This is a genomic window from Burkholderia sp. ABCPW 11 (assembly GCF_001523445.1).
Lineage (GTDB): Bacteria > Pseudomonadota > Gammaproteobacteria > Burkholderiales > Burkholderiaceae > Burkholderia.
In genome coordinates this window covers 68,212-92,720 of sequence record NZ_LOVM01000078.1, presented here as the reverse complement: position 1 = coordinate 92,720, position 24,509 = coordinate 68,212, and the positions used below count along the sequence as shown (strand labels likewise).

Genomic DNA, 24,509 nt, shown 5'->3' with positions numbered 1-24,509 from the left:
TACGCTTCGTGTGCACGGTGCGGGAATAAACTCGACGCAGCGGCGGTAAGGTCATCGAGCGCGCACGTTGCCGGTCTGTCCGGGCGCCGTGCGCGGAACGGGCGCGGCGTCGGCCGCCGGGACCAGGGAGGCCATGTGGGGCAAGCCGGACAGGCGGTCGATGAACGGGCGGCGGACGATGCGATCGCGCGCGGCGAGCGGTTTCGCGCGCTCGTGCTCCCGCATCTCGACGCCGCGTACAACCTCGCGCGCTGGCTGAGCGGCAGCGCCGGCGATGCGGACGACGTCGTCCAGGACGCGTGCATGCGCGCGCTGCGCTTCGTCGATTCGTGTCGCGGCGACAACGCGCGGCCGTGGCTGCTGACGATCGTGCGCCACACCTGGTACACGGAGTGGCGGCGGCGCACGCATGCGCACGAGGTCGCGCTGCCCGACACGCTCGACGACGCCGACGTGCCCGACGACTGGCAGCCGGCCACGGAAGATCCGCTGGCGCACCTGCTGCGCGGAGAGAACGTGCGGCTCGTGAATGCGGCGCTCGCGCAGCTGCCGCCCGAATACCGCGAGGTACTCGTGCTGCGCGAGATGGAGGACCTGAGCTACCGCGAGATCGCGGCGATCGCGGACGTGCCGGTCGGCACGGTGATGTCGCGGCTCGCGCGCGGCCGGCGCAAGCTCGCCGCGTTGCTGGGCGGCGCGTCTGCGCCGGCGACCGAAGGCCGGCCGGGCCGTGCGCCGGCAGGCGGAACCGCATCGGAGGCTATCGATGGACTGTAACGAAGCGCGAGCGTTGCTGGACGCGGACGTCGACCGCGAGCTGTCGGCGCCCGATGCGTTGCGGGTCCAGCAGCATGTCGACGGGTGCGATGCGTGCCGCCGCGAACGTGCGCGGATCGTCGCGCTGGTGCAGGCCGTACGGCAGGCCGATTATCACCGCGCGCCGGACGCGCTGCGGGCGAGCATCCTCGCGAGCCTGCCGGCGGCGGCCGACGCGCATGCCCAAGAGCCGTCGCGGGCCGAGCCGCGGCCTGAGCCCCGGTCGCCGCCGCGGCGGCCGCGCGGGCGCGACCGGTTCTCGTGGCTGCCCGGGCGCGGTGGCGCGGCACGACCGGTATCGACCGGTGCCGGGCCCCGCGTGGCCGCGTTGCCGGGCCTCGGCTGGGGCGTCGCGTTGCTGGTGGCGCTCGCGGCGGCGGGCGCAATGGCATGGTCCGCCCGCCATGCCGATACCGACCGAACGGTCGACGAGCTCGTCGCGAGCCATGTGCGGGCCGACCTGTCGGCGCGCGACATCGACGTGATCTCGACCGACCGGCACACGGTCAAGCCGTGGTTCAACGGCCGGCTCGACTATGCTCCGCCGGTCGAGGATCTTGCGGCGAGCGGCTTCGCGCTGGTCGGCGGCCGGCTCGACTACGTCGGGCGTCGCCGCGTCGCGGTGCTCGTCTATCGCCACCGGCAGCACGTTGTCGACGTCTACGTGCAGCCGGCCGGGGAGCGGCCGGCTGCTCCGTATGCGACGGTGTCGCAGGGCTATGCGCTCGACCGCTGGAGCGCGGCCGGGATGACGTGGTGGGCCGTGACCGACGCCGAGCCGTCGGCGCTCGCGGCGTTCCGGACGGCGCTCGACGCTCGGCTTGCGGGCACGCACGGCGAATGACCGCGCCGGCGGCGGGGCCGGCGCATGGCTGTTCCGACCCCGGTGCGATAACGCGCGAACCGATGGCATTTGCGCCGGCATACCTGTTCAAGTCTTTGAAAACACGACCGAATCCGTTTGCCAATCGTCGATTGGCCTTGCATGCGCCCCGTAACCGGGTTAGAATCTTCGGCTTCTCACTTGCCACACCGGTTCAGACGCCCGGGTGGCTTTAATCCACAAGGAGTGTGTAATGCGTCATTACGAAATCGTATTCATCGTGCACCCCGATCAAAGCGAGCAAGTGCCCGCGATGATCGAGCGTTACAAGACCACGATCACGTCGCACGGCGGCCAGATCCACCGCGTCGAAGACTGGGGCCGTCGCCAACTGGCCTACATGATCGAGAAACTCGCGAAGGCTCACTACGTCTGCATGAACATCGAGTGCGACCAGACGACGCTCGACGAACTCGAACACGCGTTCAAGTTCAACGACGCCGTGCTGCGCCACCTCATCGTCAAGATGAAGAAGGCCGAAACCGGCCCGTCGCCGATGATGAAGGAAGTTCAGCGCGAAGAAGCCAAGAAGGCGGCTGCAGCTCAGCCGGCCGAAGCGCAGGCTTAAGTTCGTCACGCATTAAGCCATCAAGGAGCGCGCCACTCACGTGAACAGGTTGCAATTGACGGCGAGCGTCGTCGAACGCGCACCGGTGCGATACACGCCGGCAGGTGTTCCGATCGCAAGCGCCACATTGCATCACCGCACGGAAGTCGTCGAAGCAGGCATTCCCCGCCAGGTCGAAATGACGATCGAGGCGGTGGCGGCCGGTGAGGCGAGCGGCAAGCTGGAAAGTCGTGAAATGGGCGTCGAAACGCTGTTCACGGGCTTCCTGGCCAAGAAAAGCCGCAACGCGAGAACCTTGGTGTTTCACATCACAGCATTGCAGGACATTGGAAAGGACTGAAATCATGCCCCGCCCGACTGGTAAGAAATTCGACAAGCGTCGTCAGCAACAAAACCCGCTCTTCAAGCGCAAGAAGTTCTGCCGTTTCACGGCTGCCGGCGTCGAGCAGATCGACTACAAGGACACGGAAACGCTGAAGGACTTCATCGGCGAAAACGGCAAGATCACGCCGGCTCGTCTGACGGGTACGAAGGCGCACTATCAGCGTCAGCTGGATACGGCCATCAAGCGTGCGCGTTTCCTCGCGCTGCTGCCGTACACCGATCAGCACAAGGCGTAATCAGGCGACGCAATAAGGAGAATTCGAATGCAAATCATTCTGTTGGAAAAAGTCGCCAATCTGGGTAACCTCGGCGATATCGTCAAGGTCAAGGACGGTTACGCTCGCAACTTCCTGATCCCGAACCGCAAGGCTCGCCGTGCAACGAAGGAAGCGATCGCCGAATTCGAAGTGCGCCGCGCTGAACTCGAAAAGATCGCCGCTGAAAAGCTGGCGGCATCGCAGGCAGTCGGCGAGAAGCTGAACGGCCAGACGTTCGAAATCACGCAGAAGTCGGGCGTCGACGGCCGTCTGTTCGGCTCGGTCACGAACGGCGACGTCGCGGAACTGCTGAAGAAGGCAGGCTACGAAGTCGAAAAGCTGCAAGTGCGCATGCCGGAAGGCCCGCTGAAGATGATCGGCGAGCACAACGTCCAGGTTGCGCTGCACACGGACGTCGTCGTCGACGTCACGATCAACGTGATCGGCGACCACGCGTAAGCGTATGCAAGCTTGCCGGGCGGCTTCCGCCGTCCGGACAAGGGCAGGCGCCCGGGCAACCGGGGCCTGCCTTTTTTATTGCCTGCTCGCCGGCAAGCGGTGGTAGCGCTGCCGCCATCTATTCGCGATAATCCCAACCCATGAACGCGCCGCAAGATCCCCAAATCGAATCGCTGAAAGTCCCGCCGCATTCGGTCGAAGCCGAACAGTCGGTGCTCGGCGGCCTGTTGCTCGACAACGCGGCATGGGACCGGATTGCCGACTTCCTGTCGCAGGGCGACTTCTACCGCTACGACCACCGGATCATCTACGAGCACATCGGCCGGCTGATCGCGGCGACGCGCCCGGCCGACGTCGTGACCGTGTACGAAGCGCTGACCACGTCCGGCAAGGCCGACGACGTCGGCGGGCTCGCGTATCTGAACGCCCTTGCGCAGAACACGCCGAGCGCGGCGAACATCCGCCGCTACGCGGAAATCGTGCGCGACCGCGCGGTGCTGCGCCGGCTGGTGTCGGTCGCCGACGAAATCTCGGCCGACGCCTTCAATCCGCAGGGCAAGGAAGTCCGCCAGCTGCTCGACGAAGCCGAATCGAAGGTGTTCTCGATCGCCGAAGAGGGCGCGCGCGGCAACCAGGGCTTCCTCGAGATCGGCCCGCTGCTCACGCAGGTGGTCGAGCGCATCGACACGCTGTACCACACCGCGAATCCGAGCGACGTCACCGGCACGCCGACCGGCTTCGTCGATCTCGACCGGATGACGTCGGGGATGCACGGCGGCGAACTGATCATCGTGGCCGGCAGACCGTCGATGGGTAAGACCGCATTTTCGATGAACATCGGCGAATATGTCGCGGTCGAGTACGGGTTGCCGGTCGCGGTGTTCTCGATGGAAATGCCGGGCACCCAGCTCGTGATGCGGATGCTCGGCTCGATCGGTCGGCTCGACCAGCACCGGATGCGAACCGGCCGCCTGACGGACGAGGACTGGCCGAAACTGACGCACGCGGTGCAGAAGATGAGCGAGGCGCAGCTCTTCATCGACGAGACGGGCGGCCTGAACCCGATGGAGTTGCGCTCGCGCGCGCGGCGCCTTGCGCGGCAGTGCGGCAAGCTCGGCCTGATCATCGTCGACTACCTGCAGCTGATGTCGGGCTCGTCGCAGGGCGAGAACCGCGCGACGGAAATCTCGGAGATTTCGCGCTCGTTGAAGAGTCTCGCGAAGGAGCTCGACGTGCCGGTGATCGCGCTGTCGCAGCTGAACCGCGGCCTCGAACAGCGCCCGAACAAGCGTCCGGTGATGTCGGATTTGCGCGAATCGGGCGCAATCGAACAGGATGCGGACGTGATCCTGTTCATCTATCGCGATGAAGTCTACAATCCCGACAGCCCAGACAAGGGGACGGCCGAAATCATCATCGGCAAGCAGCGTAACGGCCCGATCGGGCCCGTTCGGCTCACGTTCCTGGGGCAATACACGAAGTTCGACAACTTTGCCGGGGCGCAAACCTTCTACGGCGAGTGAAGCCGGTTGTAAACACCTATTTCGCCAAATGTTGTATCCAATCCCGGCGTGCGCATATGCGCACGTCGCGTCGCGACCGGAAACGGTACAATGTCGCCCGTTTTCGTGACAGTAGTTTGACAATCTCTCAGGAATCCCATGTTCGGTCGATTCATGCCCACCGAGGGCAAGTTCTTTGAACTCTTCAACGCGCACGCGAAGCACATCGTTTCCGGTGGCCGCGAGCTCGAACTGCTGATCGACAATCTCGCCGACGCCGAGATTCACAAGCAAAACGTGCAAATCGCCGAGAAGGCCGCCGACAAGCTCACGCACGAGGCGATCGATCTGCTGCACAAGACCTTCATCACGCCGCTCGATCGCGACGAGATCCACAAGCTGATCACGACGATGGACGACATCCTCGACCTGATGGAAGACGTCGCGACGGCCGTGTCGCTGTACGACGTGCAGTCCGTCACGTCCGAGGCGAGCCAGCTCGCGCACATCGTCACGCAGTCGGCCCAACACGTGCAGCAGGCCGTCGGCTTGCTGTCCGACATGAAGCAGTCGGCACAGATCCTCAAGCAGTGCGAGGAAATCGACCGCTGGGAGTCGGAGGCCGATCGCGTGCTGCGCGCGGCGATGTCGAAGCTGTTCCGCGAGGAAGACGACGTGAAGACGCTCATCAAGCTGAAGGCGATCTACGAGCTGCTCGAGGAGATCACCGACAAGTGCGAGGACGTCGCGAACATCATCGAAGGCATCGTGCTGGAAAACGCCTGAGCGGACCACGATGCATTCGATACAACTCGCCCTATGGATGGTCGCGACGCTGGTGCTCGTCGCGCTCGTATTCGACTTCATGAACGGCTTTCACGACGCGGCGAACTCGATCGCCACCGTCGTGTCGACCGGCGTGCTGAAACCCCAGCAGGCCGTGGTGTTCGCGGCCGCGTTCAACGTGATCGCGTACTTCATCTTCCACCTGAAAGTCGCGCAGACCGTCGGTAAAGGCACGATCGACCCCGAGATCGTCGACCATTACGTCGTGTTCGGCGCGCTGGTCGGCGCGATCGGCTGGAACGTGATCACGTGGTACTACGGGATTCCGTCGAGCTCGTCGCACGCGCTGATCGGCGGCCTCGTCGGCGCGGCGCTCGCGAAGTCCGGCTGGAGCGCGCTGAACATCGACGGGCTGCTGAAGACGATCGCGTTCATCTTCATTTCGCCGCTGCTCGGTTTCATCCTCGGGTCGCTGTTCATGCTCGGCGTGTCGTGGCTGTATTTCCGTACCGCGCCCAGCAAGGTCGACCGGCGCTTCCGCCGGCTGCAACTGCTGTCGGCCGGGCTGTACAGCCTGGGTCACGGCGGCAACGACGCACAGAAGACGATCGGTATCATCTGGATGCTGCTGATCGCGAGCGGTTACGCGTCGGCGAGCGCCGATGCGCCGCCGGCCTGGGTGATCGGCGCGTGCTACCTGTCGATGGGCCTCGGTACGCTGTTCGGCGGCTGGCGCATCGTGCGCACGATGGGCCAGAAGATCACGAAGCTCAAGCCGGTCGGCGGTTTTTGCGCGGAAAGCGGCGGCGCGATCACGCTGTTCATCGCGTCGTTCCTCGGCATTCCCGTGTCGACCACGCACACGATTACCGGCGCGATCGTCGGTGTCGGCGCGACGCAGAAGCTGTCGGCCGTGCGCTGGGGCGTCGCCGGCAACATCGTGTGGGCGTGGGTGCTGACGCTGCCGGCGGCCGCGTTGTTCGCGGCTGGCGGGTGGTGGCTCGGACGCCAGATCTTCTGAGCGCCGACACGGCCGGATCGACATGAAATGCGCCGCAAGCCGAAAGACTGCGGCGCATTTTCTTTTGGGGGCGGCGCAAGAGAGCGGCGACGAGGCGGGGCGGCAGATGCCGTCAACGTCGTTGACGCGCGGAGTCGGGCAATCGCTCAATAACTGCCGTTCGCAAACCGCGCGATCGGATCGTCTGCCGTACCGGTGCGCGGGCTGATGGGCGCGGATTGCGTCGATGCTCGCCATACCTGCACGGGCGCGGGCTCGATACCGCGTGGGGGCGTCGACGCGGTGGCGGGCGGCGGTTCGGCATCGAAGGCGGCGGCCTCGGCGGCCGTCAGCGCGGTCGTCGGGATCTGCGTGCCGACTTCCGCCGGGGCGGCCGGTGCGGCATCGGCCGTCATCGCGGACATCGCGTCATTCGCCGACGTGGCTTGCTGCTGCGCCGCCTGCATCCGCGGCGGCGGAGGTTCGTACGGATCGGCGACCGGTGCCGCCGGTGCAACTGCGGCGGCCGTCACGACCGGCGTGGTCGGGGCGGCCGGCGCCTGCGTCGCTCTCGTTTGCGGCGGCGCATACGCGGGCTGCCGCGGCGCGGCGGCAGCCGTCACGACCACGGGAGCGGCCGCGACCGCCGGCGCATTGCGAGGCTCGTCGCGCTTGGCTTCGTAGGTCGGCGCATCGAACGGCGTCGGGGCCGAGCGCGGCGGCGCGACGCGACGAATGCCGTCGAAGCGCTTCGCCCAGTATGGATTCGTCAGATAGTCGAGCCGCACGGTGCCGCCGCTCGAGGGCGCGTTCACGAAGCGCAGCTTGCCCACATAGATGCCGACGTGCGAATGCGGACGCCCGGTCGTATTGAAGAAGATCAGGTCGCCCGGCGCGATTTCATCGGGTTCGATCGACACGCCGCGGCTACTCATGTCGGCGGTCGTGCGCGGCAGGTTCACGTCTGCGGCACGGCCGATCACGTAGCGGACGAGCCCGCTGCAATCGAAGCCGCTCGCCGGCGTGTTGCCGCCCCAACGATACGGGACGCCGACGAGGCTCATCGCCTGGATCGAGATTTCTTCCTGACCGACGCTGTGGTCGACGAATTTCGGGAAATTGGCGGGCGCGGGGAATGCACGCGGCGTCGTGATCTTCATGCCCGAAGCGGAACGCGATGCCGACTGCGGCGGCACGCTGGAACAGGCCGCAAGCAGGGAGACGACGGCGACGGGAACCCAGATTCGAAGCATGGCAAGGCGGGCGAGCGCGGCGCGCTCGCGAATCGTATGACGACAGACAGACCCGATGGTAGACGCACCGGCGGGGCTTAAGCAACCATTCTTGAGAATTTACTTGAAGTTTCGCGCGTAAACTGCATGGTTGCGTGACGAAGCATTACTTATATCTTCGACCCTAAATAAAAACGGCGCTCCAAAAACGGAGCGCCGCGTGGCGTCGAAAGCCGGCCGATCGGCCGGCCTGCGCGTTACAGGATGTCCGACGCGTAGTCGGCGAGCCGCGAGCGTTCGCCGCGCGCGAGGGTCACGTGGCCGCTGTGGCCCCAGCCCTTGAAGCGGTCGACGACGTAGGTCAGGCCCGAGCTGCCTTCGGTCAGGTACGGCGTGTCGATCTGCGCGATGTTGCCGAGGCAGACGATCTTCGTGCCGGGACCCGCGCGCGTGACGAGCGTCTTCATCTGCTTCGGCGTCAGGTTCTGCGCCTCGTCGATGATCAGGTACTTGTCGACGAACGTGCGGCCGCGCATGAAGTTCATGCTCTTCACTTTGAGGCGCGAACGGATCAGCTCCTGCGTCGCGGCGCGCCCCCATTCGCCGGCCGCATCGTCGGTCTTCTGCAGCACTTCGAGGTTGTCGTCGAATGCGCCCATCCACGGCTGCATCTTCTCTTCCTCGGTACCGGGCAGGAAACCGATGTCCTCGCCGACGGGCACGGTCGCGCGCGTCACGATGATCTCGTTGTAGCGCTTGTCGTCGAGCACCTGCGCGAGGCCGGCCGCGAGCGCGACGAGCGTCTTGCCGGTGCCGGCCTGGCCGAGCAGCGTGACGAAGTCGATCTCGGGGTTCATCAGCAGGTTCAGCGCGAAGTTCTGCTCGCGGTTGCGCGCGGTGATGCCCCACACGTTGTTCTTGTGGTGGCTGTAGTCGCGCAAAGTCTGCAGCAGCGCCGTCTTGCCGTTCAACTCGCGGACGATCGCGTGGAACGTCGGCTCGCCGTTCTGCGGCTCCAGATAGACGAACTCGTTGACGAGCATCGACGCGACGAGCGGGCCCGTCACGCGGTAGTACGTGGTACCCGTCTTCGTGTCCTGCCAGCTCTCCATGCCCTTCGCGTGCTTGGTCCAGAAGTCCTGCGGCAGCTCGCGCACGCCGTTGTACAGGAGATCCGAATCCTCGAGCACCTGGTCGTTGAAGTAGTCTTCCGCGGGCAGGCCGAGCGCGTGCGCCTTGATCCGCATGTTGATGTCTTTCGACACCAGCACGACCTGGCGATCGGGGCGGTCGCGCTGCAGCGCGCGCACGACGCCGAGGATCTGGTTGTCGGCCTTGCCTTCGGGCAGGCCTTCGATGGGGGCGATGTCGGCGAGCTTCGTCTGGAAGTACAGGCGGCCGAGCGCGTCGCGGCTGCCGAGGCGCGACAGCGGAATGCCGGCCGAGATCGGGCCGCCGTCGGCGACGAGCGCGTCGAGCGTGCGGCTGACCTGGCGTGCATTGCGCGCGACTTCGGACATCCCCTTCTTGTGGTTGTCGAGTTCCTCGAGCGTCATCATCGGCAGATAGACGTCGTGTTCCTCGAAGCGGAAGAGGCTGCTCGGGTCGTGCATCAGCACGTTGGTGTCGAGCACGAACAGTTTCTGCAGTTCGGCTTCGGCGGGTTTGCGGCCGCGCGACTTCGTCGCGGCGCCGGCGTCGCGCGCGGGCGTGGCCGCCGGTTTGCCGGCGGCCGGCTTGTCGTTGCGTGCGACGACCGGCGCCGCGGGCTCGACGGGCGCCGGCAGCGGCTGCAGCAGGGCGGCCGTCTGCTTGGTCTTGCGGCCGCGTGCGGGTGCGCTCGCGGCGCCGGACACCGAAGACGCGACGGCGCGCAACGGCGCGGCCGTGTTCGCGGCTTCGATCATCGGTGGGGCCACGCTGGCCGAACCATAGTCACCGGCTGTGGATGCGTCCCCTTCGGCGGATTTCTTCGCGGCTTTCGCGGGCCGCGCTTTCGCCTTGTATTCGTCGGGCGGCAGCAGGCTGCCGAGCTTGCTGGGGGGAGTAGGCAAAGGCATGGTGTCCCTCGGGAGGAATCGTGTCGCATGAAGTGCGCCGCTGATCGCATCCTGCGTGACGTAGACGCATGCAGTTTGCGCGCGGTGGCGCACAGGAATTTCGTCTAGCCGGTTCGCCTAAGTGTCGATCAGCTCCTCGATGCGGTAAGGGCCGGACCGGGGAGGGCCGGCGCGCGTTCCATAAAAAAAGCCGCTGCCCCGTCGACAGGGACATGCGGCTCGGCTGATGCCGTCGTGATGCGCGTCAGGTGCCGGCAAGCATTGCAACGGGCACCGGCGCAGCTACGAGAAATATGGGGCGAACTGGCATTCATTGCGGCCCAATATAACGCGCCTCAAAGCGCTTGTACAGCCTTTAGCACGTCGTCCACGTGACCCGGTACCTTGATGCCGCGCCATGCCTGGCGAAGCACGCCGTCGGCGTCGATCAGGAACGTCGAGCGCTCGATTCCGCGCACTTCCTTGCCATACATTTTCTTCATCTTGATGACATCGAACAACGCGCACAGCGCTTCGTCGGCATCGGAGATCAGCGGGAACGGCAGCTCGAGCTTGGCCTTGAAATTGTCATGCGAGCGCAGGCTGTCGCGCGACACGCCGATGACTTCCGCACCGGCCTTCTTGAACTTCGGATAGAGATCGCGGAACTGCAGCCCTTCGGTCGTGCAGCCCGGCGTGTTGTCCTTCGGATAGAAGTACAGCACGAGCTTCTTGCCCTTCAGGTCGGACAGCGAAATGTCGCCGCCCGTGGCCGGTGCGGTGAAATCGGGAACTTGACGGTCAACTTCGACGGACACGTGTTTCTCCTGTTGTTATGGAAGAGCGCCGCTGCGGCGGCGCGGTTCGGCGGGGCGTCGCAAGGGCGCGGCGGCGACGCCGGCTCGCGCGCGAACTCAGTCGGGCTGGACGATCAGTTCACCGGAGCGGCCGGGGATTTCGCCCCACGCGACAGGGTACGATGGCAGCGAGTCGCGGTCCAGCGTTGCATGGTAGTCGCCCATCGTCGCAAACGTGTGGCCTTGCGCACGCCAGCCGGCGAGCAGTTGCTCGAATACGGGCGCGAGCTTCTGGCCTTCCAGTTCCGCGTGCAGCGTGAACACCTGGTCGTGCGGATTGGTTTCGGTGAACTTGAGGAGGTGCGCGGCGACGTTGTGCGTGTCGACGCCGTCGACGCCGAGCACTTCGTCGAGCGTCGGCAGCGTGGTCGGCATCTGCACGTGCGACAGCGTGCGGCCGCCGACCACGGGCAGGTACGGCGAGTGGCCGCGACCGTCGGACGCGTAGCGCATCCCCCACGCGTCGATCTGCTCGAACGCGGCGTCGTTCATCTGCCAGCCCGCCGCGCCGTGCGTGACGGGCGGCGCGCCGAAGATCTCGACGAAGCGCGCGTGACTCTTCTGCATTTCACGCGCGGTCCAGTCGCGATCGCGCACGCGCACGTTGTCCTGCCAGTAGACGTGATCCCACGTGTGGATCCCGCATTCGAAGCCGGCCTCGTGAATCGCGCGCATGTCGGCGATCGCGCGGCGGCCGATGTCGGGGCCGGGCAGCAGCACGCCGTACATCAGCTGCTTCACGCCGTAGTGCTCGACCACCGACGTGCGCGACACCTTCTTCAGGAAGCCCGGGCGGAACACGCGCCGCAGCGCCCAGCCCGTGTGATCGGGGCCGAGGCTGAAGAGGAAGGTCGCGCGGGCATTGAAGCGGTCGAAGATGCGCGCGAGGTTCGGCACGCCTTCGCGCGTGCCGCGCAGCGTGTCGACGTCGATCTTGAGGACGATACGAGCCAAGCGAGCGTCCCGATCAGCCTTGCTGTTCGACGAGCGCGCGCGCGTCGGCGACGTGGCCGCGGTACGCTTCGAAGATGTTGCGCAGCGCGTCGTCGAACGTCGCCTGCGGCGCCCAGCCGAGCTCCTGCATCGTGTTGTCGATCTTCGGCACGCGGTTCTGCACGTCCTGATAGCCGTTGCCGTAGTAGGCGCCGGACGTCGTTTCGACGAGCTTCACCTGCTTGGCCGACTCGGCGTACTCGGGGAATTCCGCGGCCAGCTCGAGCATCTTGTGCGCGAGCTCGCGAACCGAGAAGTTGTTCTTCGGATTCCCGATGTTGTAGATCTTGCCCGACGCGACGCCGCCCTTGTTCTCGATGATCTTCATCAGCGCGCTGATGCCGTCGCCGATATCGGTGAACGCGCGCTTCTGCGAGCCGCCGTCGACGAGGCTGATGTTCTCGCCGCGCACGATGTGGCCGAGGAACTGCGTGACCACGCGCGAGCTGCCTTCCTTCGGCGTGTAGATCGAGTCGAGGCCCGGGCCGATCCAGTTGAACGGACGGAACAGCGTGAAGTTCAGGCCTTCCATCCCGTAGCCCCAGATCACGCGATCCATCAGCTGCTTCGAGCACGCATAGATCCAGCGCGGCTTGTTGATCGGGCCGTAGGTGAGCGCCGACGCATCCGGGTCGAACTGCTCGTCCGAGCACATGCCGTAGACCTCGGAGGTCGACGGGAACACGAGGTGCTTGCCATACTTGACGGCCGAACGCACGATCGGCAGGTTCGCCTCGAAGTCGAGTTCGAACACGCGCAGCGGCTGCTGGACGTAGGTCGCGGGCGTCGCGATTGCGACGAGCGGCAGGATCACGTCGCACTTCTTCACGTGATACTCGACCCACTCCTTGTTGATCGTGATGTCGCCTTCGAAGAAATGCATCCGCTCGTGGTTGACGAGGTCGCCCAGCCGGTCGGTCTGCATGTCCATGCCGAACACTTCCCAATCGGTGGTTTCAAGAATGCGCTTCGACAGGTGATGGCCGATGAAGCCGTTCACACCCAGGATCAGGACTTTTTTTGCTTTCATGAATGACGGGAAGAATGAATGAACTGCGCGAATTCCGCGGGCGTCACGACGGTTTCGCCGCCGTCGCGCTGCTGCCACAGCTCGAGAATGGATAGGGCGCGGCTGTCGCCGCAGACGCCGAATAGCGCATTATCGCTTACGTGCAGGCCGGGCGGCAAATCTGCCGCGGCCGTCGCCGCCGCGCTGCCGGGCGCCGCAAGGCGCGCGCGCGCGATCACGAAGCGCGCGCCGCCGACGTCCGTGAATGCACCCGGATACGGGGGGGCGACCGCGCGCACCAGGTTGTAGACCTGCGCGGCCGGTTTCGACCAGTCGACGCGGCCGTCCTCCGGCTTGCGCCCGCCGTAGTAGCTGCCGGTCGCGAGATCGTTCGGCAGGTGCGGCGCCTCGCCCGCGAGCAGCGCGGGCAGCACGCGCCACAGCGTCTGCTCGGCGGCCACCGTGACCTTGTCGAATACCTGCGCGGCCGTATCGTCCGGCAGGATCGGCACCGCGGTCTGGGCGAGAATCGCGCCCGCGTCGGGCTTGGCGGCCATCTCGTGCAGCGTCGCGCCGGTTTCGGTCTCGCCGTTCAGCACGGCCCAGTTGGTCGGTACCCGACCCCGGTATTTCGGCAGCAGCGAACCATGCATGTTGTACGCGCCGCGCGGCGCGATCGCGAGCAGGTCCACCGGCAGCATGTGCCGATAGTAGAACGAGAAGATGAAATCGGGCCGCGCGTCGGACACCGCGCGGCGCAGCGCCGGATCGGCGGGATCGGCCGGCGTGACGACCGGAATGCCGTGTTCGGCCGCGACGGACGCGACGCTGCCGAACCAGATGTTCTCGTTCGGATTGTCCTCGTGCGTGACGACCAGCGCGACGTCGACGCCGCGCGCGAGCAGCACCTGCAGGCACCGCACGCCGACGTTGTGATACGCGAAGACGACCGCGCGCGGCTTCATTGCGCGGCTCCCGGGCGGTGCGCGGCGGCCGGCACCGGCGGCACGCCGTCGTGCTGCTCGAGCACGGCCTGGATCAGGTAGCGCGGCCGCGCGCGCACCTGCTGGTAGATGCGGCCGACGTATTCGCCGAGCAGGCCGAGCGCGAAGATGATCACGCCGAGCAGGAAGAACGTGATCGCGAACAGCGTGAACACGCCTTGCACTTCCGCGCCGACGATGAAGCGGCGCACGAGCAGCAGCGCGAACAGCGCGGCGGAGCCGAGCGACAGGATCACGCCGATGAACGACAGCCACTGCAACGGCACGACCGAGAAGCCCGTCACCAGGTCGAAGTTCAGCCGGATCAGGCTGTACAGCGAATACTTCGATTCGCCCGCGAAGCGTTCCTCGTGCGCGACCTCGATTTCGGTCGGGTTCTGCGCGAACGTGTACGCGAGCGCGGGGATGAACGTGTTGACCTCGCCGCACACGTTGATCGTATCGATGATGCGGCGGCTGTACGCGCGCAGCATGCAGCCCTGGTCGGTCATCTTGATGCGCGTGATGCGCTCGCGCAGCCGGTTCATCATCTGCGACGCCTTGCGTCGCCACAGGCTGTCCTGGCGCTGCTTGCGGATCGAGCCGACGTAGTCGTGGCCCTCGCGCATCTTCGCGATCAGCTTGCCGATTTCCTCGGGTGGGTTCTGCAGATCGGCGTCGAGCGTGACGACGATCTCGCCGCGCGATTGCGCGAAGCCGGCGAGGATCGCCATGTGCTGGCCGTAGTTGCCGTTGAGCAGCACCACGCGCGTCGTGTCGGGCCGGACGTGGAACTGATCGGCGAGCATCGCGGCCGAGCGGTCGCGGCTGCCGTCGTTGATCAGGATCACTTCGTACGACGCGTCGAGTGCGTCGAGCGCCGGATACAGCCGCGCGAACAGCGCGGCGAGGCCGTCTTCCTCGTTGTACACGGGGATGATGACCGATACTTCGGGCCGGCCGGCGTCCAGGTGCGCGGCGCCCGAGTGCCCGGCGCGTGCTTCAAGGTGACTCATGTACGCTTATTTTCCGTATTGTTCGCAAATCTGATTGACGGCGTCGACCACGCGACGCACGTCGCCTTCCGTCATCTGCGTAAACAGCGGCAGCGTGACGGTCGACGCGCCGTACCGTTCGGCGTGGGGGAACATGCCCTCCTTGAAACCGCGCGCACGGTACAGCGTGAAAAGATGGATCGCCGGGTAGTGGATGCCCGTGCCGATGCCGCGTTCCTTCATCTGCGCCATGAACTCGGCGCGCGAGATCGACAGCCGCTCGAGCGGCAGCGTGACCAGGAACATGTGCCAGTTGCCGTGCTCGAATTCGGCGACCGGCAGGCCGACGCCGAGCTTCACGGCCGCGCCGCCGTCGAACGCGGCGAAATACGCGCGGGCGAGAGCGCGGCGCTGCGCGGTGAAGCGCTCGATGTGCGGCAACTGGCCGAGGCCGACGCGCGCGGCCACGTCGGTCAGGTTGTACTTGCCGCCGAGCACGTCGCAGTCCATCCCGTCGAAGCCGGTGCGCGTGATGCCCTGCAACCGGTACTTCTGCGCGAGCACGGCTTCGTCCTCGTCGTTCAGCACGAGCGCGCCGCCTTCGATCGTCGTCAGGTTCTTGTTCGCGTGGAAGCTGAACGACACGAGGTCGCCGATCGCGCCGATGCGCTTGCCGCGCCACGTCGAGCCGAACGCCTGCGCGGCGTCCTCGATCACGCGCAGCTTGTGCGCGCGGGCGATCGCGTACAGGCGGTCCATGTCGACCGGCAAGCCGGACAGGAACACGGGGATGATCGCCTTCGTGCGCGGCGTGATCGCCTGTTCGAGCTTGTCGAGGTCGATGTTGCGCGTGACGGGATCGATGTCGGCGAACACGGGCGTCGCGCCCGTTTCGATGATCACGTTGCTGGTCGAGACCCACGACGCCGGCGTCGTGATCACCTCGTCGCCGGGGCCGACGCCCGCGATGCGCAGGCCGATCTCGAGCGTGCAGGTGCCCGAATTGAATGCGCGGACCGGACGGCCGCCGCAGTACTCGGACAGCGCGGCCTCGAATTTCTGGCACTGCGGGCCGGTGGTGATCCAGCCCGAGCGCAGCACGTCGACGACGCCCTGGATGGTTTCCTCATCGATCTCGGGGCGGGTGAACGGCAGAAACGGAGCGGTAGTCTGGCTCATGAACGCGTTTGGCCTGTAATGGCGTGTAATAAAAGGGTCGGGCGATCCGTCCGAAACCGGCATTAAACACCGGTTGGCGGATTCGTACCGTGATTTTTTGTAGGCGGACGCTTAACGCGGCGGGCAGTGCTCAGCTGCGCGCGAGCACGAGCACGCCGATCAGGATGATGCCGATGCCGACGAGCCGCTGGACCGACAACACCTCGCCGAACAGGTACCACGCCGCGAACGCATTGACGACGTAGCCGAGCGACAGCATCGGGTACGCGATCGACACGTCGACGCGCGACAGCCCGACGATCCACACGACGACGCTCAGCACGTAGCAGCCGAGGCCGCCGATGATCGGCAGCTGGGTCGCGATCTTGAGCCCGACCGGGATGATGTTCGCACGGCTGAATTCGAAGTGTCCAACGGCGTTGACGCCGGCTTTCAGCAGAAGTTGCGCACAGGCGTTGAGCATCACGCCGGTGACGATGCAGACGAACGAAACGGGATTCATGCGGGGGCGTCCTTACGATTGCGGTTTCTCGACGATCACGCGGCGGTTGTCGCGCGCGATCACGCGCATCGGCACGCCTTCCTTGACCAGCGCGTCGTACTGGCCGGGCGCCATGATCGCGAGCGCATGGGCGTCCTGCTTCCAGCGCGTGATCCATTCGCCGACGGTCGGGATCCACTTGTTCGGCTCGACCGAGATCCCGAACGCGAGCTCGTCCTGACGCTGCACCATGATCGTCGTGTGGCCCATGTAGAACGGGAACGTGTGATCGAGCATCTCGACCGAGTAGAACGGCGTGTCGGGCGGCAGTTTCGCCAGTTCGGCGCGCACGGCCGGCGCGAGCAGCGCGCCCGAGCTGTAGCGGCCGAACTCGTCGTGCCCGGTGCCGCCGATCGTGCCGAACGCAAGCCACGCGGCGCCGAACGCGGCGAGCGCGGCGGTCACGCCCGCGCGGCGGTTCAGCCACGCGGCCGCGAGCGTCAGCGCGGCCGAGACCGCGAGACCGGCGTACAGCCACATCTGGAAAGCGCGGTACAGCGCGTTCGGCGTGCGGGCGTCGCCTTGATAAGCGAGGAAGATGATCCCGAACGCCGCGGCGACGAAGAACACGAGGTAGCCGAGCAGATGGCGACGGAAGCGCTCGGCCGTCATCAGCGGCAGGTACGCGCCGATAATCAGCGCGAGCGCCGGTGCGACCGGCAGCACGTACGAGATCAGCTTCGAATGCGACGCGCTGAAGAACAGGAAGATGAACGCGCTCCAGATCAGCAGCACGAGCATCGGCGAGAAGCCGTTCGGCTGGCGCGGCATGCGCAGCGCATGACGGATGCTCTGCCACGCGACCGACAGCCACGGCAGGAAGCCGACCAGCAGCACGGGCACGAAGTAGTACAGCGGGCCCGGGCGGTTCTGTTCCGGGGTCAGGTACCGGCGGAACTGCTGGACGATGAAGAAGAAGTTGAAGAATTCGGGGTTGCGCTGCTGGACGAGCACGAACCACGGCATGACGATCGCGAAGAAGATCACGAGGCCGCTGACCAGGTACAGGCGCTTCCACAATGCCCAGTCGCGCGCGATCAGCGTATACAGCACGAGCACGGCGCCGGGCAGGATCAGGCCGACGAGGCCCTTGGACAGCACCGCGAACGCCATCGCGGCCCAGCACGCCCACATCCAGCCGCGCACCGCGCTCGGGCGCAGCCCGGGCCGTTGCGCGAGCAGCAGCGAGCAGAGCGACAGCGCCATCCAGAACGCGAGCCCCATGTCGAGCGCGTTGAAGTGGCCCATCAGGTTCCAGTACGGCGAGCTGGCGAGCACGACGGCCGCGAGGAAGCCCGACAGCGGGTTGAACAGGCGCGCGCCGGTGTAGCCGACGAGCAGCACGCCGGCGAAGCTCGCCACCGCGGTATACAGACGCGCTTGCCACTCGCCGATGCCGAACCACGCGAATGTCAGCGCGTTCAGCCAGGTTTGCAGCGGCGGCTTCTCGAAGTACTTGTAGCCGTTGTAGCGCGGCGTGATCCAGTCGCCGGTGACGAACATCTCGCGCGCCATTTCCGCATAGCGGCCTTCGTCGCTCGGGATCAGGTGGCGCAGCCCGAGCGGCGCGAACCAGACGATCGCGAGCGCGACGAGCAGGAGGACGAGCGTGATGCGATTGAGCGGTAGCCTCGACGGCGTATCGTTCATGGGTTTTCAGCCTGTTTGGTTGTTGTGACGGGCCGCCGGCGGATGCGCCGGGGCCGGGCGGCCTGGCCGGGGCGATCGGGGGATCGACCCGCTGCGCCGGCCCGATTTTTGCCGCATCGGGGGTTAACGTTCAATTAAGAGCGCGGCGGCGACTTTGCGGCCCTCGGCCATCAGGATGTTGTAGGTGCGGCAGGCGGCCTGGAAATCCATCGTCTCGACGCCGATCCGCTTCGCGGTGAGCGCCGCGACGAGCCGTGGATGCGGGAAGCGCAGCCGCGCGCCGCTGCCGAAGATCACGAGCTCGGGCGTCGGGTCGAGCAGCATCGCGAAATGCTCGGGCGCGAGCGCGTCGAACGACGACACGGGCCAGGTCTGGACCGGCGCGCCGGGCAGCACGATGACGCTCGTTTCATGGCGTTCGAGGTTGACGTCGACATAATCGGGGCCGTAGCCGGTGACGGTGTTGAGCGCGCCGCTCGTGTCCTGGTGCAGTTTCAAATCGGTATTCCGCGGTTCCGTAGGAATGGGTTGGCAGGGCCGTACCGGCCCGGCCGGCCGGTTTCGCGCCCTCGGGCACGCGCGGACGCCCGACGGCGCGGGCCCGGCACGGCTATGGTGCATTGCGAAAGTCGGCCAAAATCCGCTAAATTATAACTTTTTGGTCGCCCGCGGGCGCCACTTGCGTCGTGCGCCGCCACAAGCCGCGTCCGGCCGCCGCTTTTTCCCAGTCTAGACAGCGCGCACAGACCGGCCGCTTTCCAGTTTTGATCCCGTCCCCCGGCCGCAAGGCCAACCCAGGAACCGTGTCGTCGTGAAACCGATTCAGAAGTCGAACAAGCTGCTCAACGTCTGCTACGACATCCGTGGCCCGGTGCTCGAGCACGCGAAGCGCCTCGAGGAAGAAGGCCACCGCATCATCAAGCTGAACATCGGCAACCTCGCGCCGTTCGGGTTCGACGCGCCGGACGAGATCATCCAGGACATGATCCGCAACCTGCCGGCGTCGTCCGGCTATTCGGACTCGAAGGGCGTGTTCTCGGCGCGCAAGGCCGTGATGCACTACACGCAGGAAAAGGGCGTCGTCGGCGTCGGCCTCGACGACATCTACATCGGCAACGGCGCGTCCGAGCTGATCGTGATGGCGACTCAGGCGCTGCTGAACGACGGCGACGAAGTGCTGCTGCCCGCGCCCGACTACCCGCTGTGGACGGCGGCCGTGAGCCTGTCGGGCGGCACGCCCGTGCACTACGTGTGCGACGAGCAGAACGCGTGGATGCCCGATCTCGACGACATCCGCAGCAAGATCACGCCGAACACGAAGGCGATCGTCGTGATCAACCCGAACAATCCGACCGGCGCGCTTTATTCCGACGAATTGCTGCTCGAACTGCTCGAGATCGCGCGCCAGCACGGGCTGATCGTGTTCGCCGACGAGGTCTACGACAAGATCGTCTACGACGGCCTCGAGCACACCGCGTTGGGTGCGTTGTCGGAGGACGTGATCACCGTCACGTTCAACAGCCTGTCGAAGAGCTATCGGTCGTGCGGCTATCGCGCGGGCTGGATGGCCGTGTCGGGCCTCGGCGGCGACAACCGCCGGCGAGCGAAGGACTACCTCGAAGGGCTCGGCATCCTGTCGTCGATGCGCCTGTGCGCGAACGTGCCCGGCCAGTTCGCGATCCAGACGGCGCTCGGCGGCTACCAGAGCATCAACGAGCTGATCGTGCCGAGCGGGCGCCTGTACAAGCAGCGCGAACTCGCGTACGACATGCTGACGTCGATCCCGGGCGTGACCTGCGTGAAACCGCAGGCCGCGCTGTACATGTTTCCGCGCCTCGACCCGAAGCTCTACCCGATCCAGAACGACCAGCAGTTCATTCTCGACCTGCTGCTCGAGGAACGCGTGCTGCTCGTGCAGGGCACGGGTTTCAACTGGGCGGCGCCGGACCACTTCCGCGTGGTCTTCCTGCCGAACCTCGACGACCTGGCCGATTCGATCAACCGGATCGCGCGCTTTCTCGACGGCTACCGCAAGCGCCATTCGGTCTGAGCGGGCAGGGGCCGCACGGAACTCACTACTTCTTACTCATCGATCACACGCAGCATGGAACCGATCAAAGTTGGCCTGTTGGGCTTCGGCACCGTCGGCAGCGGCACCTTCACGGTGTTGCACCGCAACCAGGAAGAAATCAAACGACGCGCGGGGCGCGGCATCGAGGTCGCGCGCATCGCCGTGCGCAACCCGGCCAAGGCGCAGGCCGCGCTCGGCGCTCACGCCGGCACCGCGCAGATCACCGACGATTTCAACGCGGTCGTCGACGATCCGTCGATCGCGATCGTCGCCGAGATGATCGGCGGCACGGGCATCGCGCGCGAGCTCGTGCTGCGCGCGATCGCGAACGGCAAGCACGTCGTGACGGCGAACAAGGCGCTGCTCGCGGTGCACGGCACCGAGATCTTCGAAGCCGCGCGCGAGCAAGGCGTGATGGTCGCGTTCGAGGCGGCCGTCGCCGGCGGCATCCCGATCATCAAGGCGCTGCGCGAAGGCTTGACTGCGAACCGCATCCAGTACATCGCCGGCATCATCAACGGCACGACGAACTACATCCTGTCGGAAATGCGCGACCGCGGGCTCGACTTCGCGACCGCGCTGAAGGCCGCGCAGGAACTCGGCTACGCGGAAGCCGATCCGACCTTCGACATCGAGGGCGTCGACGCCGCGCACAAGGCGACGATCATGAGCGCGATCGCGTTCGGCGTGCCGGTGCAGTTCGACCGCGCGTACGTCGAAGGCATCAGCAAGCTCGACGCGACCGACATCCGCTACGCGGAGGAGCTCGGTTACCGGATCAAGCTGCTCGGCATCGCGCGCCGCGCCACGAACGGCATCGAGCTGCGCGTGCACCCGACGCTGATCCCGGAAAAGCGCCTGCTCGCGAACGTCGAGGGCGCAATGAACGCGGTCGTCGTGCACGGCGATGCGGTCGGCACGACGCTGTACTACGGCAAGGGTGCGGGCGCGGAGCCGACAGCATCGGCCGTGGTCGCGGATCTCGTCGACGTCACGCGCCTGCATACGGCCGATCCCGAGCACCGCGTGCCGCACCTCGCGTTCCAGCCGGACAGCCTGTCGAACACGCCGATTTTGCCGATCGAGGAAGTGACGAGCGGCTACTACCTGCGTCTGCGCGTCGCCGACCAGACCGGCGTGCTCGCCGCCATCACGCGCATCCTCGCCGAATCGGGCATCTCGATCGACGCGCTGCTGCAGAAGGAATCGGAGCAGATCGACGGCGCGAACGGCGAGACCGACATCATCCTGATCACGCACGAAACGGTCGAGAAGAACGTCAATGCGGCGATCGCACAAATCGAGAGCCTCGCGACCGTCGTGTCGAAGGTGACGAAGCTGCGCATGGAAGCGCTGAACTGAGGCTGACGACATGAACTACATCTCCACGCGCGGCGCCGGCATCGGCGAGCGCCACACGTTCTCCGACATCCTGCTCGGCGGTCTCGCGAAGGACGGCGGGCTCTATCTGCCGGCCGAATACCCGAAGGTCTCCGCCGACGAGCTCGCGCGTTGGCGCACGCTGCCGTACGCGGATCTCGCATTCGAGATCCTGTCGAAGTTCTGCGACGACGTGCCGGCCGACGACCTGCGCGCGATCACCCGCCGCACGTATACGGCCGCCGTGTACAGCAACACGCGCCACGGCGAGAACGCGTCCGACATCACGCCGCTGAAGACGCTCGGCACCGAGAGCGGCGCGGCGCTGTCGCTGCTCGAACTGTCGAACGGCCCGACGCTCGCGTTCAAGGACATGGCGATGCAGTTGCTCGGCAACCTGTTCGAGTACACGCTCGCGAAGCATGGCGAAACGCTGAACATCCTCGGCGCGACGTCGGGCGACACCGGCAGCGCGGCCGAATACGCGATGCGCGGCAAGGCCGGCGTGCGCGTGTTCATGCTGTCGCCGCACAAGAAGATGAGCGCGTTCCAGACGGCGCAGATGTTCAGCCTGCAGGATCCGAACATCTTCAACCTCGCGGTCGAAGGCGTGTTCGACGATTGCCAGGACATCGTGAAGGCCGTGTCGAACGATCATGCGTTCAAGGCGCGGCAGAAGATCGGCACCGTCAACTCGATCAACTGGGCGCGCGTCGTCGCGCAGGTCGTGTACTACTTCAAGGGCTACTTCGCGGCGACGCGGTCCAACGACGAGCGCGTATCGTTCTCGGTGCCGTCGGGCAATTTCGGCAACGTCTGCGCGGGCCACATCGCGCGGATGATGGGGCTGCCGATCGCGAAGCTGGTGGTCGCGACCAACGAGAACGACGTGCTCGACGAGTTCTTCCGCACCGGCGCGTATCGCGTGCGCAGCGCCGAGCACACCTATCACACGAGCAGCCCGAGCATGGACATCTCGAAGGCATCGAACTTCGAGCGCTTCGTGTTCGACCTGCTCGGCCGCGATCCGGCCCGCGTGATGCAACTGTTCCGCGATGTCGAGGAGAAGGGCGGCTTCGATCTCGCGGCGAGCGGCGATTTCGCGCGCGTCGCCGAATTCGGTTTCGTGTCCGGCCGCAGCAGCCACACCGACCGTATCGCGACGATCCGCGACGTGTTCTCGCGCTACGACACGATGATCGATACACATACGGCCGACGGCGTGAAGGTCGCGCGCGAGTATCTGGAGGCCGGCGTGCCGATGGTCGTGCTCGAGACGGCGCAGCCGATCAAGTTCGGCGAGACGATTCGCGAAGCGCTCGATCGCGAAGCCGAGCGGCCGGCCGCATTCGACGGGCTCGAGGCGCTGCCGCAGCGCTTCGAGGTCGTGAAGGCCGACGCGCAGCAGGTGAAGGACTTCATCGCCGCCCATACGGGCGCATGACGCGCGGCCGGGCCTGCGGGCCCGGTCGTGCAGGACGGCCGGAATGCCGATTCGTCGAACGGATCGGGGTTCCGGCCGTTTCGTTTGGCCTGCGGCATCGCAGGTGGCGCGAAACACGTGCCAAATCCGCGCGTTCGCGCCGATCACAGTCTTCGCATGTCCGCCATATCGCGCGCCCGCGTGGCGGCGTCGCTACAATGACGTACTGACTCCAACGATTCCCGATTCCATCGATGTCGAACCCGAATCCCGCGGCGCCGCGCGCGCCGATGCTGTCGACCGCCGAGGCGCTTGCCGCGCTGCTCGATGCCGCGCAGCCGCTGCCCGGCGCCGAAACCGTCGCCACGCTCGACGCGCTCGGCCGCGTGCTGGCGGCCGACGTGAGCTCGCCGCTCGACGTGCCGCCGATGCATACGAGCGCGATGGACGGCTATGCGGTGCGCGTCGCCGATCTGCTGCACGGCGATCGACGCTTGCCGGTGTCGCAGCGCATTCCGGCCGGCCATCCGGCCGCGCCGCTCGCGGCCGGCACGGCCGCGCGGATCTTCACCGGCGCCACGGTGCCGCCCGGCGCCGACGCCGTCGTGATGCAGGAGCAGACGTCGGCCGACGGCGACGCGGTCGAGATCCTCCACACGCCGAAGGCCGGCGAATGGATCACCGCGCAGGGCGCGGACATCCGTCGGGGTGCGGTGATCCTGCCGGCCGGCACGCGGCTCACGCCGCAGGCGCTCGGCCTGGCCGCATCGGTCGGCTGCGCGCAACTGTCGGTCGCGCGGCGGATTCGCGTGGCGGTGTTCTTCACCGGCGACGAACTGACGATGCCCGGCGAGCCGCTGAAGCCCGGTGCGATCTACAACTCGAACCGCTTCACGCTGCGCGGGCTGCTCGAGCGGCTCGGCTGCCACGTGACCGACTACGGGATCGTGCCCGACTCGCTGGCCGCGACGCGCGACACGCTGCGCGAGGCCGCCCGCGATCACGACGTGATCCTGACGAGCGGCGGCGTGTCGGTCGGCGACGAGGATCACGTGAAGCCGGCCGTCGAGGCCGAAGGGCGGCTCGCGCTGTGGCAGATCGCGATGAAACCCGGCAAGCCGCTCGCGTACGGCGCGGTGCGCCGCGGCGACGCGCGCGCCGATGCGCATTTCATCGGGCTGCCCGGCAACCCCGTGTCGAGCTTCGTCACGTTCCTGCTGTTCGTGCGGCCGTTCCTGCTGCGCCTGTCCGGCGTGCGCGACGTCGCGCCGCGCGCGTTGTCGCTGCGCGCCGATTTTTCGCAGAGCAAGGGCGACCGGCGCAACGAATTCCTGCGGGCGCGCGTCAATGCGGCCGGCGGCCTCGACCTGTTCCCGAACCAGAGCTCGGCCGTGCTCACGTCGACGGTCTGGGGCGATGGCCTGATCGACAATCCGCCGCAGCACGCGATCAGCGCAGGCGAGACCGTGCGTTTCATTCCGTTTTCCGAATTGCTGTCGTAA

24 protein-coding genes and 1 pseudogene are annotated in these 24,509 nt (G+C 66.3%); 14 read left to right on the top strand and 11 right to left on the bottom strand.

From position 1 onward, the window contains the following. The first annotated feature begins 135 nt into the window (after nt 1-135). The 9 genes from WS61_RS26930 (at nt 136) to WS61_RS26890 (ending at nt 6,676) form a co-directional block, all read left to right on the top strand. A complete protein-coding gene (locus WS61_RS26930; protein ID WP_059505014.1) occupies nt 136-777 on the top strand; it encodes an RNA polymerase sigma factor in 642 nt (213 codons plus the stop codon). Beyond that, a complete protein-coding gene (locus WS61_RS26925) occupies nt 767-1,660 on the top strand; it encodes an anti-sigma factor (protein ID WP_059505013.1) in 894 nt (297 codons plus the stop codon). The genes WS61_RS26930 and WS61_RS26925 overlap by 11 nt, the downstream gene beginning before the upstream one ends. A gap of 232 nt (nt 1,661-1,892) precedes the next feature. After that, on the top strand, nt 1,893-2,267 hold the full coding sequence (gene rpsF, locus WS61_RS26920; protein WP_027784636.1) for a 30S ribosomal protein S6: 375 nt from the start codon (nt 1,893-1,895) through the stop codon (nt 2,265-2,267). Between the two features lie 40 nt (nt 2,268-2,307). Further along, nucleotides 2,308-2,607: a primosomal replication protein N gene (priB, locus tag WS61_RS26915; RefSeq protein ID WP_006486250.1), complete on the top strand. Its 300-nt coding sequence runs from the start codon at nt 2,308-2,310 to the stop codon at nt 2,605-2,607. A gap of 4 nt (nt 2,608-2,611) precedes the next feature. Beyond that, a complete protein-coding gene (gene rpsR / locus WS61_RS26910; RefSeq protein WP_006486248.1) occupies nt 2,612-2,887 on the top strand; it encodes a 30S ribosomal protein S18 in 276 nt (91 codons plus the stop codon). Between the two features lie 27 nt (nt 2,888-2,914). Further along, nucleotides 2,915-3,367, top strand: a complete 453-nt coding sequence (rplI, locus tag WS61_RS26905; RefSeq protein ID WP_027784634.1) for a 50S ribosomal protein L9 — start codon at nt 2,915-2,917, stop codon at nt 3,365-3,367. Nucleotides 3,368-3,507: 140 nt separating this feature from the next. Further along, complete coding sequence (locus WS61_RS26900; protein WP_034207487.1) at nt 3,508-4,890, top strand: replicative DNA helicase; 1,383 nt, start codon at nt 3,508-3,510, stop codon at nt 4,888-4,890. A gap of 138 nt (nt 4,891-5,028) precedes the next feature. Beyond that, nucleotides 5,029-5,655, top strand: coding sequence for a DUF47 domain-containing protein (locus WS61_RS26895; protein ID WP_006478627.1), 627 nt, complete (start codon nt 5,029-5,031; stop codon nt 5,653-5,655). A 10-nt stretch (nt 5,656-5,665) separates the two neighbouring features. After that, the gene (locus tag WS61_RS26890; protein ID WP_059505011.1) at nt 5,666-6,676 is read left to right on the top strand and encodes an inorganic phosphate transporter; all 1,011 of its coding nucleotides are present in this window, start codon (nt 5,666-5,668) and stop codon (nt 6,674-6,676) included. Nucleotides 6,677-6,822: 146 nt separating this feature from the next. Here the strand turns inward: WS61_RS26890 and WS61_RS26885 are convergent, their stop codons facing one another. Together WS61_RS26885 and WS61_RS26880 are read right to left on the bottom strand one after the other, a co-directional pair. Beyond that, the gene (locus WS61_RS26885; protein WP_059505003.1) at nt 6,823-7,908 is read right to left on the bottom strand and encodes a C40 family peptidase; all 1,086 of its coding nucleotides are present in this window, start codon (nt 7,906-7,908) and stop codon (nt 6,823-6,825) included. A gap of 236 nt (nt 7,909-8,144) precedes the next feature. Beyond that, nucleotides 8,145-9,947, bottom strand: coding sequence for a PhoH family protein (locus WS61_RS26880; protein ID WP_059505001.1), 1,803 nt, complete (start codon nt 9,945-9,947; stop codon nt 8,145-8,147). Between WS61_RS26880 and WS61_RS35980 the strand changes: the two are divergent. Further along, nucleotides 9,843-10,084, top strand: a pseudogene (locus WS61_RS35980) (hypothetical protein); the annotation flags it as partial. The gene WS61_RS26880 and the pseudogene WS61_RS35980 sit on opposite strands and share 105 nt — an antisense overlap. Nucleotides 10,085-10,282: 198 nt before the next feature. On the opposite strand, the gene WS61_RS26875 reads toward WS61_RS35980, so the two are convergent. The 9 genes from WS61_RS26875 to WS61_RS26835 form a co-directional block, all read right to left on the bottom strand. Further along, on the bottom strand, nt 10,283-10,744 hold the full coding sequence (locus WS61_RS26875; RefSeq protein ID WP_034207483.1) for a peroxiredoxin: 462 nt from the start codon (nt 10,742-10,744) through the stop codon (nt 10,283-10,285). Between the two features lie 96 nt (nt 10,745-10,840). After that, nucleotides 10,841-11,737, bottom strand: coding sequence for a polysaccharide deacetylase family protein (locus WS61_RS26870; RefSeq protein ID WP_059504999.1), 897 nt, complete (start codon nt 11,735-11,737; stop codon nt 10,841-10,843). A 13-nt stretch (nt 11,738-11,750) separates the two neighbouring features. Continuing rightward, complete coding sequence (locus WS61_RS26865; RefSeq protein WP_059504997.1) at nt 11,751-12,806, bottom strand: bifunctional UDP-4-keto-pentose/UDP-xylose synthase; 1,056 nt, start codon at nt 12,804-12,806, stop codon at nt 11,751-11,753. Beyond that, a complete protein-coding gene (locus tag WS61_RS26860) occupies nt 12,803-13,750 on the bottom strand; it encodes a formyltransferase (RefSeq protein WP_059504995.1) in 948 nt (315 codons plus the stop codon). Before WS61_RS26860 ends, WS61_RS26865 begins: the two co-directional genes overlap by 4 nt. Next, a complete protein-coding gene (locus WS61_RS26855; RefSeq protein ID WP_059504993.1) occupies nt 13,747-14,784 on the bottom strand; it encodes a glycosyltransferase in 1,038 nt (345 codons plus the stop codon). The genes WS61_RS26860 and WS61_RS26855 overlap by 4 nt, the downstream gene beginning before the upstream one ends. A gap of 6 nt (nt 14,785-14,790) precedes the next feature. Beyond that, nucleotides 14,791-15,942: a DegT/DnrJ/EryC1/StrS aminotransferase family protein gene (locus WS61_RS26850; protein WP_059504991.1), complete on the bottom strand. Its 1,152-nt coding sequence runs from the start codon at nt 15,940-15,942 to the stop codon at nt 14,791-14,793. Between the two features lie 130 nt (nt 15,943-16,072). Further along, nucleotides 16,073-16,444: an EamA family transporter gene (locus tag WS61_RS26845; protein ID WP_006482863.1), complete on the bottom strand. Its 372-nt coding sequence runs from the start codon at nt 16,442-16,444 to the stop codon at nt 16,073-16,075. 12 nt (nt 16,445-16,456) lie between these two features. Further along, nucleotides 16,457-18,133 carry a glycosyltransferase family 39 protein gene (locus tag WS61_RS26840; protein WP_059504989.1) on the bottom strand — a complete coding sequence of 559 codons (1,677 nt, stop codon included), beginning with the start codon at nt 18,131-18,133 and terminating at the stop codon, nt 16,457-16,459. Between the two features lie 123 nt (nt 18,134-18,256). Continuing rightward, nucleotides 18,257-18,631: an Mth938-like domain-containing protein gene (locus WS61_RS26835; RefSeq protein ID WP_059504987.1), complete on the bottom strand. Its 375-nt coding sequence runs from the start codon at nt 18,629-18,631 to the stop codon at nt 18,257-18,259. 313 nt (nt 18,632-18,944) lie between these two features. Here WS61_RS26835 and WS61_RS26830 point away from each other — a divergent pair, with 313 nt between their 5' ends. The 4 genes from WS61_RS26830 (at nt 18,945) to glp (ending at nt 24,509) form a co-directional block, all read left to right on the top strand. Then, nucleotides 18,945-20,183: a pyridoxal phosphate-dependent aminotransferase gene (locus WS61_RS26830; protein WP_059504985.1), complete on the top strand. Its 1,239-nt coding sequence runs from the start codon at nt 18,945-18,947 to the stop codon at nt 20,181-20,183. A gap of 54 nt (nt 20,184-20,237) precedes the next feature. After that, nucleotides 20,238-21,566, top strand: a complete 1,329-nt coding sequence (locus tag WS61_RS26825; RefSeq protein WP_059504983.1) for a homoserine dehydrogenase — start codon at nt 20,238-20,240, stop codon at nt 21,564-21,566. Between the two features lie 10 nt (nt 21,567-21,576). Continuing rightward, nucleotides 21,577-23,028: a threonine synthase gene (gene thrC / locus WS61_RS26820; RefSeq protein WP_059504982.1), complete on the top strand. Its 1,452-nt coding sequence runs from the start codon at nt 21,577-21,579 to the stop codon at nt 23,026-23,028. 233 nt (nt 23,029-23,261) lie between these two features. Continuing rightward, nucleotides 23,262-24,509, top strand: coding sequence for a gephyrin-like molybdotransferase Glp (gene glp, locus WS61_RS26815; RefSeq protein WP_059504980.1), 1,248 nt, complete (start codon nt 23,262-23,264; stop codon nt 24,507-24,509).